This window comes from Morganella psychrotolerans (genome assembly GCF_965118875.1).
GTDB classification, from domain to species: Bacteria; Pseudomonadota; Gammaproteobacteria; order Enterobacterales; family Enterobacteriaceae; genus Morganella; species Morganella psychrotolerans_C.
The window spans coordinates 94,432-114,742 of record NZ_CBCPJD010000010.1; the positions used below are offsets into that span (position 1 = coordinate 94,432).

Below are 20,311 nucleotides of genomic sequence, written 5' to 3' on the forward strand. Positions count from 1 at the left end.
GAGCCCGTGTCCGCAATGAAGCAGAGTCTGCAACTAAAACTCAGCCAGCAACTGGCGATGACGCCACAACTTCAGCAGGCTATCCGTTTGTTGCAGCTCTCCACGCTGGAACTTCAGCAGGAGATCCGCGAGGCGCTGGAATCTAATCCGCTTCTGGAACTCGATGATAATGAGCAGGAAATAGACACGCCGGCTGGTGCTGAAACACTGAAAGAAATGGACAGCGTTGAGGCACTTGAGCAAACCGCACTGCCTGAAGATCTTCCGCTGGATACACAGTGGGACGAAATTTACACTGCCGGCTCGCCATCCGGTACCGGCAGTGACTACAGTGATGATGAACTTCCGCTCTATCAGGGCGAAACCACTGAAACATTGCAAGATTATCTTATCTGGCAGGCCCGCCTGACACCCTTTACCGAAACCGACGCGGCAATTGCTTTCTCCGTTATTGATGCCATTGATGAGACCGGCTATCTGACTGTGCCGGTGGAAGATATCCGCCTGAGTATCGGGGATGATGAGGTTACCACCGAAGATGTCGAAGCCGTGCTCAAACGCATCCAGCGTTTTGATCCCGTCGGCGTTGGTGCGCGTGATCTGCGTGAATGCCTGATGGTTCAGCTGAAAATGTTGCCGGAAACCACACCAAGCCTGAAAGACGCGCTTGTGATTGTGGATAAACATCTGGGATTGCTGGGAAACCGGGACTTCCGTACGCTGGGGCGGGTAACAAAATTAAAAGAAGACGCACTAAAATCTGCCATTGATCTGATTCAGACCATGGAACCGCGTCCGGGTCTGGTAGTCAACACCGGTGAATCAGAGTATGTTATTCCTGACGTCCTTGTCAGAAAGCACGGGGAGCAGTGGGCCGTTGAGCTCAACTCAGACAGCCTTCCCCGTCTGCGGGTGAACAGCCATTATGCCGCGTTAGGTTCGCGGACCCGCAATGAAAGTGACAGTCAGTTTATCCGTAACAATTTGCAGGAAGCAAAGTGGCTCATTAAAAGTCTGGAAAGCCGGAACGACACCCTGCTCAGGGTCTCTACCTGCATCGTTGAAGAGCAACAGGCCTTCTTTGAGCACGGTGCCGAATATATGAAACCCATGGTGCTGGCTGATATTGCCATGCGGGTTGAGATGCATGAATCAACAATTTCCCGTGTTACCACGCAAAAATTTCTGCACAGTCCGCGGGGTATTTTTGAACTGAAGTATTTTTTCTCCAGCCATGTGAGTACCGACAGCGGGGGCGAAGCCTCCTCCACGGCCATCCGTGCTCTGGTGAAAAAACTGGTTGCCGCTGAAAATCCGGTAAAACCACTCAGTGACAGTAAGCTGACCGACATACTTGCCGAGCAGGGCATTCAGGTAGCCAGACGCACTGTCGCGAAATATCGTGAGTCGTTATCCATCCCGCCCTCAAATCAGCGCAAGCAGCTGATCTGATACTATTTGAGAAGGAAGACACTATGGAATTACAAATTACTGGCCACAACGTTGAAATTACAGAAGCACTGCGTGAGATTATCACGACGAAATGTAAAAAGTTGGAGCAGTTTTTCGATAAAATCAACAGCGTCCAGGTGACTCTGCGGATTGAGAAAGTCAGTAAAATTGCAGAGGCAACGGCTCAGGTAAACGGTGCGGATCTTCACGCGTCAGCGGAAAAAGATGACATGTATGCTGCAATTGATGAAATGGCTGAAAAGCTGGGTCGTCAGTTATCAAAACATAAAGAAAAACTGAGAAACCATTAACAGTGTCTGCGTGTTTGAACATGAACATAAGCAAGCGGGTATTTTAAATTTTCTCAGAAAAAAGAAGTAATCTGATCCCGGCTGTCATCCTGGCATCCGGGATTCTGATCCTAAGTGAACAATGAAATGAATAACGAAGCAAATTTGTCCCTGAGCGATGTACTGAGTATCAGTTGCACGCGCAATAATATTCACTGCACCAGCAAAAAACGTGCACTGGAAATAATCAGTGAGCTGGCAGCCACGGCACTGAACCTGCCGGAAAGCACGCTGTTTGAGGCACTCCTCACACGGGAAAAAGTCGGGACAACCGGTATCGGCGGCGGGATTGCTATTCCGCACGGAAAACTGGACTGCAACGAGGCGCATAAAGCCTGTGGTGTATTTTTACACCTGGAACACGCTATCGCGTTTGATGCGATTGACAATCAGAATGTGGACATCCTGTTTGCCTTGTTTGTTCCTTCTGACCAGTGTCAGACCCATTTGCACACACTGTCGTTAGTCGCAAAAAAACTTGCGGATAAAACGCTCTGCCGCCGTCTTCGTCAGGCGCAAAGCGATGAAGAGCTGTACAGTATCATCACGGAATGATATCAGCCGGCTAACGACAATGAGATAATGGCAATATGCCATTGAAAGAGAAACGATAGGGAGTCCCCTCATGGTGCTGATGATTGTCAGCGGCCGTTCCGGTTCGGGTAAATCCGTTGCCCTGCGGGCGCTGGAAGATATGGGTTTCTATTGTGTCGACAACCTGCCGGTGACCCTGTTACCGGCACTTGCTGACACCCTGACAGCACGCGACATTTCTGCCGCTGTGAGTATTGACGTCAGGAATATGCCTGAATCTCCGGAAGTCTTTGAAGAAGCCCTGACCAGGTTACCGGCCAGTTTCTCACCACAACTGCTTTTCCTGGATGCGGATCGTAATACGCTTATCCGCCGTTACAGTGATACAAGGCGCCTGCATCCGCTTTCCAGCAAAAATCTGTCACTGGAAAGTGCGATTGACGAGGAGAGTGACCTGCTGGAGCCGCTTCGCTCACGGGCAGACCTGATTATCGATACCTCAGAGATGTCAGTACATGAGCTGGCAGAAATGCTGAGAACCCGGATCCTCGGCAAACGCGAACGCGAGCTGACGATGGTGTTCGAGTCCTTCGGTTTCAAACACGGCATTCCTATTGATGCTGATTATGTGTTTGATGTCCGCTTTTTGCCGAACCCGCACTGGGATCCGAAACTGCGGCCGATGACCGGGCTGGATAAACCGGTGGCGGCGTTCCTTGACCGCCACACTGAGGTGCATAACTTTATTTATCAGACCCGCAGCTATCTGGAACTGTGGCTGCCGATGCTGGAAACCAACAACCGCAGCTATCTGACTGTTGCTATCGGCTGTACCGGCGGGAAGCACCGCTCTGTATATGTCGCGGAGCAACTGGCAGACTATTTCCGTTCACGGGGTAAAAACGTGCAATCGCGTCATCGTACGCTGGAAAAACGGAAATAATCCATGACGATCCGTTGTCAGGTTGAGATTAAAAACCGGCTGGGGCTTCACGCCCGGCCGGCAATGAAATTGGTTGAACTGATCCAGACATTCCGTTCAACGGTTATCTTTCGCAATAAACAAAATGAAGAAGCCCGCGCAGACAGTGTACTGGCGATGCTGATGCTCGATTCTGAACAGGGCAGTATTATTGAAGTGGAAGCGACAGGGCCTGATGAGAATTTAGCGATTGAGGCAATTATTTCCCTTTTCGATTCAGGTTTTGATGAAGATTAGCTATACTAAACGGAATATTTTACTTAAAAAAAACTGATACGCTGTTTCACTCACGCAGCCTGATGGTTCGTGATCCTGATCTCTTTCTTTTCAGGGGAGAACAGCCTACTATCAGATTAATTCTCAAAAGAGCACCCCCTCCTTCTGGTGTGGGGTGTTCTTTTGTATTGGAAATGATTCGGAGTGTGGTATGAATAAACCCAACATAATTATTAATGAACTGGATGCAGAGCGTCTGGATAAGCTGCTGGAACAACCGGCTTACGCGGACAGCGCCATAGCGGCTGCATTAAATGACGAGTTAGATCGCGCTGATATTCTTCCTCCGGAAGAAATCCCTGCCAATGTGGTCACGATGAACAGCCGTATCCGTTTTATCGATCTGTCGAATGAAAAAGAGAGCATCCGCACCCTGGTGTATCCGGCATCACTCAAAGACAGCGCCGAGCAATTATCCGTTATGGCACCGATGGGCGCGGCGTTACTCGGCCTTTCTGTCGGTACCGAGATTTCATGGAAAATGCCGAACGGTGATTCTGCGCGCATCAAAGTATTAGAGATTATCTATCAGCCTGAAGCCGCCGGTGAATTACACCGCTAATCTGCTTTAGCCGACTCTGCGTCCGCTTTCTTTTTACCTGCGGGCGCAGCTTCCGTTTTTCCCTTCTTTGATGCATGATGCCGGTATATCCTTTTCAGTACGGAGATACTATGTCTGCCTTTAGCCTTGCTTACCTTTTTGGCCTGCCTGCGCCGATGTCTGAGTTCTCTTTCCCTCTGCTGTTCGGGTTTGAAAGTCAGGTTACCTTTGTCTGTCAAAGTATTGCTATGCTGATGATGTAAGATTTGGCATCAGTCGCAAAAAGCAGGCGACCAGGATTATCTGTTTAACCCTAACTCCGGATGATAATTAATCAATGTTGCGAAGCGATAACGCCGCAGGATATTTTCATCACACTTCAGTACTGCTGCGATATACCTGTCAATATACTTAGAAAATTGTTTTTCAATATGTTCTTCTTTTCCAAGCAATTTTTTACCGGAAACTTTATTTTTCAGTAAGAATGGCTCATCACTGATATGAGTGATATCTCTGATTAACATCGCTTTCGTATAATCAAGCCCCATTCCCCTTCCGTCTGATTCAGAATGGTCAATTTCAATAATAAAACAATCATTGTGTCTGATATTGGAGCGTACAGGTATAGCAAAAACCAGGTTACTTAGTGTGATTTTGACAATTCCATGTCCCCGTCTTTTATTATCAGATCTCCCCCATGATAGTGTTTTAGCATCAAAATCAAGTGCTTCTCTGATAACGGGATTATCTTCGTAAAATGAACTATCTAACTTTAATAATTTCATCGCTATGTTTCTTTCCGGCATAAAAAAACCCTGACGTAAATGTCAGGGTTTTTCATGTAGTCATACAAGGAATTTAGGTTTTTAACGTGGGGATATTCCTACCACCACTACAAACAAGGAATTCAGGTTTTTAACGTGGGGATATTCCTACCGCCACAAACTACATGGGTAATATTGCATAAGAACCCGGAAAAAGCACGCGCTTATTTACTGCCCGGCGATACTCATTTCCGGCAGCCAGACAGAGCCGCACTGGATGTTGCTGCGGGTTTCGATATCATCCCCGGTGGCAATCATATTCGCCCACATGTCTTTCAGATTACCGGCAATCGTGATTTCACTGACCGGATACTGAATCTCGCCATTTTCCACCCAGAAACCGGATGCACCGCGTGAATAGTCACCGGTAATACCGCTGACGCCCTGTCCCATCAGCTCTGTCACAACCAGCCCGGTGCCCATCTCTTTGAGCATGGCATCAAAGCCCATCCCTTGTCCGGCAATATGCCAGTTATGGATCCCGCCTGCGTGCCCGGTACTTTTCAGCCCCAGTTTCCGCGCAGCGTAAGTTGTCATCAGCCAGTTAGTCAGAACACCATTTTCGATAATCAGGCGGTCCTGTGTACGGACACCTTCGCTGTCAAACGGCGTTGAAGCCAGCCCGCCAATCACATGCGGCAGCTCGCGGACAGTCAGCCAGTCCGGCAGGATCTGTTTGCCGAGGCTGTCGAGTAAAAAGGTTGATTTGCGGTAAACTGATGTACCACTGATAGCGCCCACCAGATGACCAAACAGCCCGGTGGCAACTTCCGGTGAAAAAATAACCGGCGCTTTTTGGGTTGCCAGCTTACGCGGTGCCAGGCGTGATAATGTACGGCGTGCGCACTCTTTTCCGACCCATTCAGCAGACTGTAAATCCTCAAGTTTGCGGGCGATAGTGTAAGCGTAGTCACGCTCCATATCCCCGTTTTCTTCGGCGATCACGCTGGCTGACATTGAGTGACGGGTGCTGCAATAGCTCTGTAACATCCCAAGCGTGTTACCAAAAACACGGATCCCACAGTGGCTGTTGAAACTGCCGCCCTCGGTATTGGTAATGCGCGGATCGGCACTCAGTGCAGCTTTTTCTGCATTTGCGGCGTATTCTATCGCCTGGTCCGCGCTGACCTCTGCCGGATAAAATAGTTGCAGATCAGGTGCGTCAAATGCCAGCAAGTCACGGTCAGCCGGACCCGCAAAAGGATCTTCTGATGTGTATCTTGCAATATCAATGGCGGCCTGTACCGTGCGGGCAATTGCATCGTCGCTTAAATCTGTGGAAGAGGCACTGCCTTTGCGCTGGTTATGATAAACCGTTATCCCTAACGCGCCATCACTGTTAAATTCAACGTTTTCCACCTCACCCATACGGGTGCTGACACTCATGCCGGTGGTTCTGCTGACAGCAACTTCTGCACTGTCACAGCCTTTTTGTGCAATACTCAATGCCTGTTGAACTGCCTGTTCAAGACGCGTACGTTGCGCCATAATCTGAGAAGTGATATTCATCAATCAGGTTCCAATCTAATAAATTAAGGGGCCGTTCAGCCAATCAGGTAGCTAATAGGTGTTATCCGGCCTTTTCCCCGGTTACAATAGCCAATATACGAATGTTAACACTCACAAACACAGAGATCATCCGGCTTCATGCTGCTCTGTGTTTCGCCACAGGAATACAAATTATGGCAAAGCAGCCTGAAACCTGGTTTGAAGAACCCGAAGCCCTTCCTCAGGAAGAAGAAGACGACGAGATTATCTGGGTCAGCAAAAGCGAAATCAAACGCGATGCGGAAATCCTGAAAAAACTCGGGGCCGAACTGGTTGCGTTAAGTAAAGTACAGCTGGAACGAATTCCGCTGGATGAACAATTACTCGATGCCATTTTGCTGGCACAAAAAATCAAACGTGAAGGCCTCCGCCGTCAGATACAGCTCATCGGTAAACTAATGCGCTCCCGTGACATGGATCCCATCATCACGGCACTGGATAAACTGAAAAACCGCCATAACCAGCAGGTCGTTCTGCTGCACAAGCTGGAAGATCTGCGTGATCGTCTGGTTACCGGTGACGACAGTGTGGCAGAAGAAGCTATCGATCTGTTCCCGCACCTTGATCGTCAGCAACTGCGCTCACTTATCCGTAATGCGAAAAAAGAGCGCGAAGGGAATAAACCCCCGAAAGCGTACCGCCAGCTGTTCCAGTATCTGAAAGAACTGGCTGAAACCGCTTAATCCGTCCGCATGGTCAGGGGGGTCAGTATCAGCTGAATATCCCCCGGCCACTCTTCCTCTGCATCACGGCAGGTGGCAATCACCGCCGAGAACAACCGCCGCTGACGCGCAGTAATATGCTCAAACACCAGCGTTACAGGCAACTCAATTTCGCCCGTTAACATATCCCATAATGCATCCGTGTTATGACCAAAACCCGCAACAAACTGAAATTTATCGCAAAACTGCTGATAAAAATCCTCTGTGGTCCGGATTATGCGGAAATCAAAATGTACGGTGTTTATCTCAGCCGTGTTTGTCTCAGCCGTCATGCATTATCCTGCCTTCTGAAATGAGCGGTAATGATCTGTTGTCACATAAATCAGCCCGTCATTTGAGTAGAGCAGGCGATCACTGCCGCGGTGTCCGCAGTTATAATTAATATCTGCTTCAAACCACTGCCGCGCAGGGGCATCCGGCAAGCCTTTTTCACGGTTACCAAAACGATCACCGCCGATAGCTTTACCCGGTATCACCTCGCAAAGATCGCCTTTTGATGGCTGCCAGCCCGCATTCCGTGCCGCTTTTTTTGTCACATAGTAATCCGGTAACTGCTGGTGCTGCTGCACATAACGAACCACGCGGGATTTTTCCGTCAGTGCATCAATTGCCTGCGGTTGTTCTGTACGTTGCGGGACCGGCTCTGACGGGCGGGTATCAATAAATTGTCCCGGTAACCCCGCCAGCCAGGCAGAAACGGCAACGATCAGGACAATCACCAGCGTGCCGTACTTCTGCATCATTACGCCGTACCGCCGACTGTGATACTGTCAAGCTTCAGCGTAGGCTGTCCGACGCCGACAGGGACGCTCTGCCCCTCTTTTCCGCAGACACCCACGCCTTTATCCAGTTTCAGATCATTACCGACCATCGAGACCTGCTGCATGGCTTCAATACCCGAGCCAATCAGTGTCGCCCCTTTCACCGGTTTGGTAATTTTACCGTTTTCAATGAGATACGCTTCCGATGTGGAAAAGACAAATTTCCCGGACGTGATATCCACCTGACCGCCGCCGAAATTCGGGGCATACAGACCATTTTTCACGCTTGCGATAATCTCTTCCGGCGATGATTCACCCGCCAGCATATAGGTGTTGGTCATACGCGGCATCGGCATATGAGCATAGGATTCACGGCGGCCGTTACCGGTCGGCGCAACACCCATCAGGCGCGCATTCAGTTTGTCCTGAATATACCCTTTCAGAATACCGTTTTCGATCAATACGTTGTATTGACCCGGCACGCCTTCATCATCAATTGCCAGTGAGCCGCGGCGATCGCTGATGGTGCCGTCATCGACGATCGTACACAGTGTTGATGTGACCTGCTGACCTATTTTTCCGCTGAATACAGAGGAATTACGGCGGTTAAAATCACCTTCCAGTCCATGTCCGACAGCTTCATGCAATAACACACCCGGCCAGCCTGCACCCAGAACCACAGGCATTGAACCTGCCGGAGCGGCAACCGCAGAGAGATTAACCAGCGCCATACGCACAGCTTCACGGGCAAAATTATCAGCGCGGACTTCACCGTCTTCTGTACCGAGGAAATAGTCATAACCAAAACGACCACCGCCGCCGCTGCCGCCGTGTTCGCGTTTACCGTCCTCTTCCACCAGCACGCTGACAGAAAGTCGCACCAGCGGACGGATATCCGTCGCCAGCGTGCCGTCGGTTGCGGCAATCAGCACTTCTTCATAGACACCGGTCAGGCTGGCATTCACTTCCTGAACGCGGGGATCTTCTGCCCGCGCCACACGGTCAAGACGGTGCAGCAGCGCAATTTTCTCTTCACGCGGCATAGAACGCAGCGGGTCGAGTGCGGCATACAGCGCAGTGTTATTCACACGACTCAGTGCCTGAACCTGACCATTTCCCTGCTCACGCACAATACTGCGCGCCGCAGAAGCACTCTGCTGTAATGCAGTGAGGCTTATCTGATCCGAATAGGCAAATCCGGTTTTCTCACCGCTGACGGCACGGATCCCGACACCCTGGTCGATATTATAAGAGCCGTTTTTAATAATTTTATCTTCCAGTATCCAGGCTTCATGGAAGCTGTTCTGGAAATAGAGATCGCCGTAATCAATATGACGATCAGCCAACTGAGTGAGCACAGAAAACAGATCCTGTTCATCAAGACCATTGGCGGTCAGCAGATCGTTGCTAACAGTTGAAAAACTCATAATTTACTCTTTACCTGTCGTTTTTTTCTCAATCAGCGAGGTCAGCTGAGGACGGAACCGGTTGTGTTTGACCACACGGATCTGCTCGCGCATTGATGTTAAGCTTTCCGGACGAATATCCGCTTCAATCGCCGCGACCGCATCCGGATTTTTCTTCACGACTTTACCCCAGCCATCAACCACCATGGAGTGTCCCCATGTACGGCGGGTGCCATGTACACCAACCTGAGCCGGTGCGAGAATAATGCATTGGTTTTCAATCGCACGGGCGCGCAGTAACGGCTCCCAGTGTGATTTTCCGGTCAGACGGGTAAACGCCGCCGGGACAGAAATAATCTCTGCACCCTGCTCACGCAGTGCCTGGAACAGGCCCGGGAAGCGCAGATCATAACAGATAGTCATGCCGAGGCGTCCTACCGGGGTATCCACTACCGTGATGTGCTCACCGCGCTGGAAAATTTTGGATTCGTTATAAGAACCCTGTTCGTCGTCAATATTCACATCAAACATATGAATTTTGTCGTAACGGGCTTTAATGTCGCCCTTATCATCAAACAAAATACTGCTGGCAGTAATGCGCTGCGGATCTTCACGGCTTATCAGCGGCATAGAGCCAATCAGGATCCAGACACCATAACGGCGCGCCATATCAGCCACGGCACTCTGCAACGGCCCGTCACCCTGGGTTTCCGCATATTTATGATAAGTATTGCCCGAGGCAAAAATAAGGGCATTTTCCGGCGTCATGACCAATTTGATATTATCAGGCAGTTGTTTGATCTGTTGTTCGATTTGCGCCAAATTGTGTTTGGTATTTGTGCCGCTGCACAATTGTAATAGTGCCACATTTGCGTTTTTCATTACTGAGTCTCCTTTAACTGACGCAAAACTTCATCTATCTTAGGCTCTTCTAAACTGCCGCTCAGGTGATAACGTATCACCGAAATTTTACTCCAGAGCGGGCCCAGTACCTTACTGGCAACAAAGACCGCCGCTCCGGCTATCGGATTGACAACAAACGCGGTTGCCACCCCGACTGTCGCAGACAATTCCGGTGTGACTACCACCGACATATCAATGCGACGCTCCACAAGATAAATCGAACCATCAAAACTGATATCCGCCATCAGACCATCCACGCGGGTATCATTCGTACTCAGAATACCCTCTTTGATGACACCTTTGCCGCGTATGCTGTCAAAAACAAAATCATTACTGAAGGTATCGGTAAAATCCAGCTGTAACTTACGCAATAATGCATCAAAACTGACCAGCCGCAGTAGTTTTCCGGCATTTCCGCCACCCATGCGTTCTATGGCACCTTTCCCCAGTGAGGTGTTAATAATACCGTTCAGTGAGGCCACATCAGGCGACCACGGCACATCACGCCAGTTCAGGTCAAAATCCACAGTAAACGGCGAACCGGTGATCGGCACCAGAACCCCGAAGTAGGCAGCCATATTATCAAATACCGGCCCTTTAAACTGACCTTTAAAGTGCGATAGCGGAGTAAGACCCGCATCCCAGCGCCCGCTGACAGTCAGTTCACTGGCACTGTTTTTCACCGATGCCGCATCCAGAACCAGGGTATTATTTTCAGGATAAACCTTGGCGTTCACCGTACCGATATTCAACCCGCCGACCCAACACGCCTCACAGCGCAACGTGATTGCCGGCCAGCTTGCGACCCGGTAATCTGTTTTGGTCTGCTCACTGCGCTGAGATTTCGGTAACGCGTTCTCAATTGAGTCCGGATTATAATAAAGATAATCAATGCTTGCCTGCCACGGTCCTGATGGCGGGAGGCGGATATCACCACGCAGCTCCTTTCCGTCCGCACTCAGCAGCCAGCCATTTTCCTGCGGGTGGATGCGCAGTTTTATCTGATTCCAGCGTTGTCCGGCAAAATCCAGACTTGGCGCTGAAATATCAATATTCCCCGGCAGTTTCAGTGATGCAGGCGATTCATGACTTTGCCCTGCAGCAGCCAGTGCGCCGACCCAGTGCTCACCCGTCACCGCCGGCAACGCAATACTGATGGTATCCGGTGTGATTTTTTCCGGTACTTTTGTTCCCGGACGGATAGCGGCACCGCGCAGAGTCAGAATATCGCCGAGTGTCCAGTCTGTCAGGAAACTGAGGGATTTTCCGAGCGTTCCCCCCGCTTTCAGTGTGTGCTCTGTTCCTGTGGCATGAATATTCAGTGTGCCGGTGTCAGCCGCCCAGCGCCGGATTGCAGGCAGCGTGCTGCTGGTCAGATTTCCTGTTTTACCATCCAGATCAACCGTATAACTAACTTCCCCTTTTTGCGGGAGCGCAATTTTCACCTCTCCCGTCCACGGAAACGATCCATTTACATGCTGTTTTACAACGTCAGGAAGGCCATCAATCCCTTTCATCTGCCAGTTGCCGTTCAGTGCGATATTAACCGCAAAATCTTTCGGATTTTCTTTGGTTGTGAAGTCAATATTCAGCGGCTGTCCGAACCAGCGCGCAGTAATGCGATCACTTTCCAGGTCGCCGTTATCAAAACGGAACAGCCCGGAGACATCATGCAGCGTACTGGCGAGCGGCACGACATCAATAGTATTATTTTTCAGGCGGACCTCACCGGTCGCCCGCACCATTTCATCAAAATTGAGCGGAATTTCCAGGTTTAGGTTACCGTTGATACTGCCGCCAATTTTCAGCTGTTTCAGGGTATTGCCGATGGAGTCTTTCATCGGGGTCTGATCAAAATAGTTCCCCAGCGACTCTCCTTTCCCTTCAATATCTGACTTAATATAAAGGCGCTCAATCGTAAAGTCCGGAATATCCGCCTTCAGGTTCCGTGCTGTTGCGTTACCCAGTTTTGCCTGCGGAGCCGTCATCCATAACCCATGATTATGAAAATTCAGATCGACATCCACATCCATCAGCGCAGGCCAGTCCGGATCGTATTTGAATGTGGCATCACGCAGCGGCACCCATATCTGAAACTGTCCCTGATTTTTGCGGAACGGAAAATCAGCAGGATCTCCCTGAAAAATTACCGTGGCGTCTTCCACTTTCCCGGCAATCAGCGCCTGTGTCAGGTATTCATTGAGATGTTCACCCATCAGCGGGACAGGGAAGTAGCGCCAGGCTTCTCCGGCGTCCGTCAGGCGGACACCTGCCAGGATCCCGAGTGACGGCGGACCTTCTTTATTTTGCTGATAACGGAAGTGTCCGTTTGTCCATAATGCGCCGGATCGCAGATCTAAATTATCACTCCAGGCACTGAAATCACCGTCGGTATTGCGCCACTGAATTTGTCCGCCACTCTGCGAAACAGTCAGCGGTGCGGTAAACATCGGACGATAGTCCACCACGCTGTCCGCAAGGGCGAAACGCATAATGCCTTTTGCTCTGTCTCCGCGCAGCAGCCCGCTGAAGTGAGAGACTGACGGCAGCCCGCCCCACGGCTTCCAGCTCACATCCTGCCAGGCGACGTCCAGATCCAGCGTTTCCGGGGTGGCAGGCGTGATATCAAGAGCGAAATCCTGAATCAACCCGGACGGGTCGCGGTTCTGCCAGGCTCTGACATCATCATTCGTCAGGAAAGAGAATGTCGGCACAATGCTACTCAGCCGGGCAAGTTCAATATTGTTTGCGCGGATACGCAGATGTTGATTACCCTGATATTTTTCTGATGCGGGGATATAAAGCAGTGATAAATTACCTTCCGGCCACTGCTGTCCGTCTGTTTTGAGGTTAAACAGCTCCGGAATATTAAACAGCCAGCCTTCGCCCTGACGGCGCATGCGCACAACCAGGTCGCGGACTTCCAGCGTGTGTCTGTCTTTGCCGACCAGCCAGTCCGCCTCGCCGGTATTCAGTTGCACCAGCCCGCGGGTGATTGTCCCGCGCTCAACTGTCATCCAGCCGGCAAGACTGAAGCGGGCTTCGTTCAGTCCGGTGTTATCCCGCAGCCAGCGGCTGAACCACGGCGTCATATCAATTTCATCCGCCTGGAGATACACCATACCTTCATCCAGCAGACCATTCACATCCCGCAGATCCAGGCGTACCTGTAACCAGCCGCGCGGGTTATTCACGGATGAGAGCCGGACTTCGCCCTGTGCCCGGTGGCGCCTGGTCTGATTAAGCCAGGAGAGGCGGGAAACCACTAAGGTAGCGGGGTCGCCGGACGGGGTAAGAAAACGGATCTCACTGTCACGCAGGTCAAAATTATCAAAGCGTTCCAGCCAGAGAGAAGAGATGGCATCCGGCTCAAAATTGCCGCCGTCACTGCTGAGAGGGGATTTGTAATCCACATTCATATGCCAGAATGTCAGGTCACGAAAACTGACACTAAAGCGGAACAAGGTGCGCCAGATATCCAGAGACAGATTGATTTTTTCGGCTGATATATCTGCTTCATCACTGGTAACCGTCAGGTCGCGGATAGTCAGTACAGGACCAAAACCCTGCCAGCGTCCGCTGATTTCACCGATCCTGACTGTCGCACCGGTCATTTCAGAGAGTGTTTCTTCGATTTGCGGGCGGTATTCATTAATCTGAGGCAATAGATAACGCAGACCGCCCAGTAACAGAGCAGCAGCAATCACAATCACAACAACACATGTAAACAAAACCTTTGGCAGTCGCCTCACTGGCTCCCCTTCTCCCTGCTGCTGTCAAGGCCGGCGATACAGGACACTGTCTCATATCCGGTAACATACCGCTAATCTATACCCTTATTCATTCAAACTGCAGGTTCGAAGCAAAGCTGCATCCTGAATGACGTTGGGTATATTACATCATCACCACATCAAAATGTTCCTGGCTGTAGAGTGGTTCTGCGCGGACCTGTACCTGCTTGCCGACAAAAATTTCCACTTCCGCCAGTGCATGGGATTCATCACCCTGCAAGGCTTCTGCCACCGCCGGAGAGGCATACACCAGGAAGCGATCAACATCCAGCAACCGGTGAACACGGACAATTTCCCGCAGGACTTCATAGCAGACCGTTTCCACGGAGCGGACATTTCCCCGGCCCTGACAGGCCGGACATTTCTCACATAAAACATGCTCGAGGCTTTCCCGCGTACGTTTGCGGGTCATTTCCACCAGCCCGAGCTGAGAGAAACCATTAATAGTCGTTTTCACACGATCTTTCGACAGCGCCTGCTCCAGAGAACTGAGTACCCGCCGACGATGATCCGCATCCGTCATATCAATAAAATCAATGATAATAATACCACCGAGATTGCGCAGCCGTAACTGGCGGGCAATTACCTGAGTTGCCTCAATATTGGTATTAAAAATCGTTTCTTCCAGATTCCGGTGTCCCACAAATGCACCGGTATTGATGTCGATTGTTGTCATCGCTTCTGTCTGATCGATAATCAGGTAACCACCTGATTTCATTTCGACTTTTCGTTCCATCGCCCGCTGGATCTCGTTTTCGGTATCATAGAGATCAAAAATTGGCTGGCTGCCCTGGTACAGCTCCAGTTTTGCGGTCATTTCCGGAATATAATCATCCACAAACTCCTGCAGATCACTGAAACTCAGGCGGGAATCGATGCGGATCCGGTCGAGTGATTCACCGGCAAAGTCACGCAGAATGCGGTGAGCGAGTGCCAACTCACCATAAATTTTGGTGCGCGTGGTATTGCGTTTTTTGCGCTGGATAACTTTTGTCCACAGGCGTCTGAGAAACGCCGCATCAGATGTCAGCTCTTCTTCGCCGACCCCTTCTGCTGCTGTGCGGATAATAAATCCGCCCTGCTCATCACAATAGCCGGAGACAATATTTTTCAGCCGCTCGCGCTCTTCTTCACTTTCAATGCGCTGGGAAACCCCCACATGGGAAGCACCGGGCATAAAGACCAGATAACGGGAAGGCAGTGTGATATCCGTGGTCAGACGCGCGCCTTTAGTGCCCAGCGGATCTTTCACCACCTGGACAATCAGATCCTGCCCCTGATGCACCAACTCCCCGATATCGCGGGTACGGAATTTTTCCTGCTCATCACCGGCAATACATTCTGTATGCGGAATAATGTCAGAGGCGTGCAAAAACGCGGCTTTATCCATGCCAATATCGATAAAGGCCGCCTGCATCCCGGGCAGCACCCGGCTCACACGCCCTTTATAGATATTACCGGCGATGCCGCGTTTTGCTTCGCGTTCGATATGAATTTCCTGAAGGATCCCGCCTGTAATATAAGCCACTCGTGTTTCAGACGGGGTCACGTTGACTAAAAGTTCGGCTGTCATGGTATTTCTTTTCCATCTAAGTGTGCCGGTACAGTCCCGTTCAGGGTTTCCGTGTACCGCTTAATCAATTCTTCGGTTTCCACTAACGGTAATCCCACTACGGCATGATAGCTACCATTAATTTTCCGGACATAACGCCCGCCAAGCCCCTGAATGCCATAAGCACCCGCTTTATCCATCGGCTCACCGGATTGAATATATTCTTTTATTTCACAATCAGATAACCGGCGGAAAGTCACATCTGTCACAATCAGGATGCTGAGGGTACGAAAACGATCGGAAACCGCAACAGCCGTCATCACCTGATGCGTATGACCGGACAGTGCGCTGAGCATAGCGAAAGCATGGGCTTCATCGCGGGGTTTTTCCAGAACTTCGCCGTCGAGTACCACAATGGTATCCGAGCCGATAACCGGCCGCTCTTCTGTCGCCAGCAAGACGCCTGCCTGTGATTTTTCCCGTGCCAGACGCTCCGCATAAGCAGGCGCAGATTCACCGTCCCGGCGAATTTCATCAATACAGGGTGACAGTATTTCACATTGCACATTCAGCAGTTTAATGAGTTCCCGACGGCGGGGAGAAGTTGAAGCAAGGTAAATCGGCAGCATTCAGGCGTCCTGACGTTTTGTTAACGTATTACGCCGCCGTTCCCTTATTAATGAACAGAAAAGTGACGGCGCGTCTTACGCAATAATAAAAAAATCCATGGCCATAAGATACCATTGACCAGACTGTTCCAGAAGACTTCCGGATGAAACACAATGTTTGACAGCAGAAATTCTGACCAGAAAACAAAGAACTGCATCAGTGCCGACAATACCATAATCACCAGTGACTGCTGCCACAGTGCCATATTACGCAGTAACTGATGCTTGAACGCCACCAGATAAGTGACAATCGATAAGCTCAGTGCATGCACGCCGAGCGTGGATCCTTCAATCAGATCAATCATCATACCGAGAAAAAAAGCAGAGCCGACACTGACCCGGTGTGGCAGCGCCATCACCCAGTAAATAAGAAACAGCATCGCCCAGGACGGACGGTAAAATTGCAGTTGTTCCGGCCACGGCATGATTTGCAGCACAAGCGCTATCAGAAATGAGATCCAGATGATAATCCGGTTCTGTCCCCGGTAGGTATTCATTGCGGTTTCATTCTCAGCTGACGGGCAGGTGCAGTGTCTGCGGTATCCGGTGTATCCTGAGCGGCAGGCGGCACAGCAGGTTGTGCCGGACGGACCGGCTTCGGCTGAGCCGGTTTTGGCTGTACAGGCTTAGGTTGCACTGCTGGTTTTGGTTGTACTGCAGGTTGTACTACCGGCGGCACAGCACTGTCCGGCGTGCTTTCCGGTGCCGGGGCCATAATAGGCGGCACCACCTGCGGCATGACCTGCATGATGCGTTCATTTGCCGCACGGTAGACTTCAGACGGGCCGGAAGGATCACGCGGATTACCATCCCCGCCCCATAATAAAAGAAGGTAACGCAACCGCTGGAGATCAGCCGTCGGTTTGGCACTGATAATGGTATACGCGCGCTGATTATCAACCTTCACCGCAGAGACAATCCCGACAGGATAGCCTTCAGGGAAACGTCCGCCAAGACCGGATGTGACCAGGACATCCCCGACACGGATATCAATATTGTTCGGCAGCGGCTCAAGCTGTAAATCATCATTGCATCCGGTACCGGATGCAATAACGCGGATGTCATTACGCAATACCTGAATAGGGAGTGCATGTGTTGTATCGCAAATCAGCAATACGCGGCTGGTCAGCTGAGAGACAGCAATAACCTGTCCGACCACACCTTTATCACTGATAACCGGCTGCCCGTTATACACACCATCACGGCTGCCTTTATCAATTACCACCTGATCGCGGTAAGGTGTATTCGCTCCTGACATCACCTGGGTGACCATCATGTGCTCATCCTGGCGCAACGGAGAGCCGAGCAATTCACGCAGGCGGGCATTTTCCTGTTTAAACTGTTCAAGCAACTGATTCTGGCTGTTTTTAACCAGCAGTTCCTGCTGCAATGCCCGGTTTTCAAATTCCAGTTGCTGGCGTGTTGCAAAGTTATCCGAAATACCATCAAGTAACTGACGCGGGCCGTTAGCTAAAAAATAGAACGGACTGACCGCCGTATCCAGATAGTTACGGACTTTGGTAAACGCATCAACCCGGTTATCAACCACAATAAATCCGATGGCAAAAATAACCGCGATAATAATGCGAATCTGAAGGGAAGGCCCCCGGCTAAAAATCGGCTTCATAGATTGCGATACAAGGCGCTACAGTAATTCTGTCCGGGCAGACAGAGGGTGTATCCGGCGAGCAGAGGGAGCGAACTCCCCCGGCTTGCAGTATTGAACGAACGGGAGTTCGCTTATTCTTCACTAAGAAGATCGCTGCCGTGCATGTCGATCATCTCAAGTGCTTTACCACCACCGCGTGCAACACACGTCAGCGGATCTTCTGCAACAATCACCGGAATCCCGGTTTCTTCCATCAGCAGACGGTCTAAATTACGCAGCAGTGCGCCACCACCGGTCAGCACCATACCACGTTCGGAAATATCAGACGCCAGCTCCGGCGGGCACTGTTCCAGCGCCAGCATCACCGCACTGACAATACCTGTCAGCGGCTCCTGCAATGCTTCCAGAATTTCGTTGGAATTCAACGTGAAACCACGCGGAACACCTTCAGCCAGGTTACGGCCGCGAACTTCGATTTCAAGCACTTCGTCAGTCGGATATGCAGAACCGATTTCGTGTTTGATGCGCTCAGCCGTTGCTTCACCAATCAGTGAACCGTAGTTACGGCGCACATAATTAATGATGGCTTCATCAAAGCGATCACCACCGATGCGGACAGAGGAGGAATACACCACGCCGTTCAGAGAGATAACAGCAACTTCTGTTGTACCACCACCGATATCCACCACCATTGAACCGGTCGCTTCTGATACCGGCAAACCGGCACCGATTGCCGCAGAAACCGGCTCTTCGATCAGATAGACTTCGCGGGCACCGGCACTGAGTGCAGATTCGCGGATAGCGCGGCGCTCAACCTGAGTGGCACCAACCGGTACACACACCAGAACACGCGGGCTCGGACGCATAAAGCTGTTGCTGTGAACCTGTTTGATAAAATGCTGAAGCATTTTCTCAGTTACAAAAAAGTCAGCGATAACACCGTCTTTCATCGGACGGATTGCTGCAATATTACCGGGGGTACGCCCCAGCATCCGCTTAGCTTCATGCCCGACTGCCGCAACACTCTTGGTGGAGCCGGGGCGATCCTGACGGATAGCCACAACAGACGGTTCATCAAGCACAATACCTTGTCCTTTGACATAAATCAGGGTATTGGCAGTACCCAGGTCAATAGACAAGTCGTTGGAAAACATGCCACGAATTTTTTTAAACATACAAAAGGATAATCCTGCAAGCCGGGGACGGAAATAAAACCGTCTATTTTACCAACCACGTTTTTTGCGACAAGCCGCACATGCACCTTGCCAGCAGCGTGTCCACACCACATAGGGGAAGCGGTCTATTCTAGATAATTTTTATACGCTACGCAGTATAAAGCTGCACAAAAATGCAGACTTTTTCTCATAATTTGATGAAATACGCATAGACGGACTAAAATTAGTAATAAAAATCCGGTTATTATCTCCGGATTTTAAATTTTCACACATGATTCTCATCGAAAACCGGCGATATCCGTTATGCAAACGTTATCCCTGATGAGAAACTGTCGTACAGTTGACCCGTCACTTTACGTCAAGTTCAACCGGATTTTATATAATATACGCAATCTTACAATCGGGCAGAAACCATCAGGCCCGGACTCAGATTAAAATATGTGGATAAATCACGAATAAACCGGAAAAAACCCCGGACGGGCGGCCAGATTATGGCGTATCCACAGTACCTTTTATTCGGAATAATCTCAAAATAATACTATAAATAAATATAACCTTTCTTTTTTGCGGGTCATAATCTTGTGACTGTCAGTACTCACCCGGGTTATGTCCTCTACATTAAGAGGTTGATACCAAAATAATGATATCTGTTCCCTCATACCAAAAATGAAGTCGGAGATGAAAGCTCTGGTACCTGAGCAAGGCAATAATATACTGACTGCCGCCGTTAACGATGTGGATACGGCACAACCGCTGCGGGAGAAGTTAAGTGCTCCCGGCGGGAGCTGCGGACACAACCGGCGGACAGATACTTGCCAATCTGCCTGCACAGATGCACTATAACGCCGCTGTGGCGGCCTGCGGATTTACATTACCGACAACAGTGATGCCGTTTATTTTACGTAATGTCCGTCTTCAGATCATGGATTCTGTGAGCGAACCTACAGAAAAATGTTCTGAAATCCGGGCTCGTTTGTTAAAAAACCTGCCGGCAGACTACTATTTACAGGCAGCGACAGAAATATCTTTATCTGACGCCGTCCGTTACGCAGAAAAACTTATGAGCAATACCATCACCGGCCGGACATTGGTTAACATCCGCGGATAGTCGTCACACAGAACCGTTCAGGTAAGACACACGGTGATAACGATTAATCCGCCTGCTTATGCCGGTATCTGACCTGTTCAGACCAGTATTTTGCTGCGAACTGCAATGA

General features: G+C 50.3%; 21 protein-coding genes. 9 read left to right on the forward strand and 12 right to left on the reverse strand.

The annotated features are described in order from the left end of the window. The first annotated feature begins 15 nt into the window (after positions 1 to 15). The 7 genes from rpoN to ACMHKJ_RS11490 all read left to right on the forward strand — a co-directional run bounded on the left by rpoN (position 16) and on the right by ACMHKJ_RS11490 (position 4,398). Positions 16 to 1,452 carry an RNA polymerase factor sigma-54 gene (gene rpoN / locus ACMHKJ_RS11460; RefSeq protein WP_413494045.1) on the forward strand — a complete coding sequence of 479 codons (1,437 nt, stop codon included), beginning with the start codon at positions 16 to 18 and terminating at the stop codon, positions 1,450 to 1,452. A 23-nt stretch (positions 1,453 to 1,475) separates the two neighbouring features. Further along, positions 1,476 to 1,763 (forward strand): ribosome hibernation promoting factor, encoded by a 288-nt coding sequence (hpf, locus tag ACMHKJ_RS11465; protein WP_413494047.1) that lies wholly within the window; start codon positions 1,476 to 1,478, stop codon positions 1,761 to 1,763. A 126-nt stretch (positions 1,764 to 1,889) separates the two neighbouring features. Further along, positions 1,890 to 2,357, forward strand: coding sequence for a PTS IIA-like nitrogen regulatory protein PtsN (ptsN, locus tag ACMHKJ_RS11470; protein ID WP_413494049.1), 468 nt, complete (start codon positions 1,890 to 1,892; stop codon positions 2,355 to 2,357). A 70-nt stretch (positions 2,358 to 2,427) separates the two neighbouring features. Then, positions 2,428 to 3,279, forward strand: coding sequence for an RNase adapter RapZ (gene rapZ, locus ACMHKJ_RS11475; RefSeq protein ID WP_067401368.1), 852 nt, complete (start codon positions 2,428 to 2,430; stop codon positions 3,277 to 3,279). Positions 3,280 to 3,282: 3 nt separating this feature from the next. Then, complete coding sequence (gene npr / locus ACMHKJ_RS11480; protein ID WP_067366910.1) at positions 3,283 to 3,555, forward strand: PTS phosphocarrier protein NPr; 273 nt, start codon at positions 3,283 to 3,285, stop codon at positions 3,553 to 3,555. 190 nt (positions 3,556 to 3,745) lie between these two features. Then, positions 3,746 to 4,156, forward strand: coding sequence for a nucleoside diphosphate kinase regulator (gene rnk / locus ACMHKJ_RS11485; RefSeq protein ID WP_413494051.1), 411 nt, complete (start codon positions 3,746 to 3,748; stop codon positions 4,154 to 4,156). 110 nt (positions 4,157 to 4,266) lie between these two features. Further along, the gene (locus ACMHKJ_RS11490; RefSeq protein ID WP_263317262.1) at positions 4,267 to 4,398 is read left to right on the forward strand and encodes a hypothetical protein; all 132 of its coding nucleotides are present in this window, start codon (positions 4,267 to 4,269) and stop codon (positions 4,396 to 4,398) included. A gap of 36 nt (positions 4,399 to 4,434) precedes the next feature. On the opposite strand, the gene tenpIN is transcribed toward ACMHKJ_RS11490, so the two are convergent. Together tenpIN and pmbA are read right to left on the reverse strand one after the other, a co-directional pair. Next, on the reverse strand, positions 4,435 to 4,941 hold the full coding sequence (gene tenpIN, locus ACMHKJ_RS11495; RefSeq protein ID WP_413494054.1) for a type III toxin-antitoxin system TenpIN family toxin: 507 nt from the start codon (positions 4,939 to 4,941) through the stop codon (positions 4,435 to 4,437). A 186-nt stretch (positions 4,942 to 5,127) separates the two neighbouring features. Next, positions 5,128 to 6,468 (reverse strand): metalloprotease PmbA, encoded by a 1,341-nt coding sequence (pmbA, locus tag ACMHKJ_RS11500; RefSeq protein ID WP_413494056.1) that lies wholly within the window; start codon positions 6,466 to 6,468, stop codon positions 5,128 to 5,130. A 173-nt stretch (positions 6,469 to 6,641) separates the two neighbouring features. Between pmbA and yjgA the strand changes: the two genes are divergently transcribed. After that, positions 6,642 to 7,190 (forward strand): ribosome biogenesis factor YjgA, encoded by a 549-nt coding sequence (gene yjgA / locus ACMHKJ_RS11505; RefSeq protein ID WP_067367300.1) that lies wholly within the window; start codon positions 6,642 to 6,644, stop codon positions 7,188 to 7,190. On the opposite strand, the gene ACMHKJ_RS11510 is transcribed toward yjgA, so the two are convergent. The 10 genes from ACMHKJ_RS11510 to mreB form a co-directional block, all read right to left on the reverse strand. Next, positions 7,187 to 7,501, reverse strand: a complete 315-nt coding sequence (locus ACMHKJ_RS11510; protein WP_413494058.1) for a barstar family protein — start codon at positions 7,499 to 7,501, stop codon at positions 7,187 to 7,189. The genes yjgA and ACMHKJ_RS11510 overlap by 4 nt on opposite strands. 3 nt (positions 7,502 to 7,504) lie before the next feature. Beyond that, on the reverse strand, positions 7,505 to 7,972 hold the full coding sequence (locus ACMHKJ_RS11515) for a ribonuclease domain-containing protein (protein WP_413494060.1): 468 nt from the start codon (positions 7,970 to 7,972) through the stop codon (positions 7,505 to 7,507). Further along, positions 7,972 to 9,417, reverse strand: coding sequence for a metalloprotease TldD (tldD, locus tag ACMHKJ_RS11520; RefSeq protein ID WP_067366898.1), 1,446 nt, complete (start codon positions 9,415 to 9,417; stop codon positions 7,972 to 7,974). The genes ACMHKJ_RS11515 and tldD overlap by 1 nt, the downstream gene beginning before the upstream one ends. Positions 9,418 to 9,420: 3 nt before the next feature. Then, positions 9,421 to 10,278, reverse strand: a complete 858-nt coding sequence (gene nit1 / locus ACMHKJ_RS11525) for a deaminated glutathione amidase (RefSeq protein ID WP_067366895.1) — start codon at positions 10,276 to 10,278, stop codon at positions 9,421 to 9,423. Further along, on the reverse strand, positions 10,278 to 14,051 hold the full coding sequence (gene yhdP, locus ACMHKJ_RS11530) for an AsmA2 domain-containing protein YhdP (protein WP_413494063.1): 3,774 nt from the start codon (positions 14,049 to 14,051) through the stop codon (positions 10,278 to 10,280). The genes nit1 and yhdP overlap by 1 nt, the downstream gene beginning before the upstream one ends. A gap of 142 nt (positions 14,052 to 14,193) precedes the next feature. Further along, the gene (gene rng, locus ACMHKJ_RS11535) at positions 14,194 to 15,663 is read right to left on the reverse strand and encodes a ribonuclease G (protein WP_413494065.1); all 1,470 of its coding nucleotides are present in this window, start codon (positions 15,661 to 15,663) and stop codon (positions 14,194 to 14,196) included. Beyond that, positions 15,660 to 16,271: a Maf family protein gene (locus ACMHKJ_RS11540; RefSeq protein ID WP_413494067.1), complete on the reverse strand. Its 612-nt coding sequence runs from the start codon at positions 16,269 to 16,271 to the stop codon at positions 15,660 to 15,662. Before ACMHKJ_RS11540 ends, rng begins: the two co-directional genes overlap by 4 nt. A 47-nt stretch (positions 16,272 to 16,318) precedes the next feature. Then, a complete protein-coding gene (gene mreD / locus ACMHKJ_RS11545) occupies positions 16,319 to 16,807 on the reverse strand; it encodes a rod shape-determining protein MreD (protein WP_067425443.1) in 489 nt (162 codons plus the stop codon). Beyond that, entirely contained in the window at positions 16,804 to 17,937 is a 1,134-nt protein-coding gene (gene mreC / locus ACMHKJ_RS11550; RefSeq protein ID WP_413494069.1) for a rod shape-determining protein MreC, read from the reverse strand. Before mreC ends, mreD begins: the two co-directional genes overlap by 4 nt. Before the next feature lie 113 nt (positions 17,938 to 18,050). Continuing rightward, a complete protein-coding gene (mreB, locus tag ACMHKJ_RS11555; protein WP_004236290.1) occupies positions 18,051 to 19,094 on the reverse strand; it encodes a rod shape-determining protein MreB in 1,044 nt (347 codons plus the stop codon). Between the two features lie 769 nt (positions 19,095 to 19,863). Here mreB and ACMHKJ_RS11560 point away from each other — a divergent pair. Then, positions 19,864 to 20,202: an MDR/zinc-dependent alcohol dehydrogenase-like family protein gene (locus ACMHKJ_RS11560; RefSeq protein WP_413494070.1), complete on the forward strand. Its 339-nt coding sequence runs from the start codon at positions 19,864 to 19,866 to the stop codon at positions 20,200 to 20,202. Positions 20,203 to 20,311 lie beyond the last annotated feature (109 nt).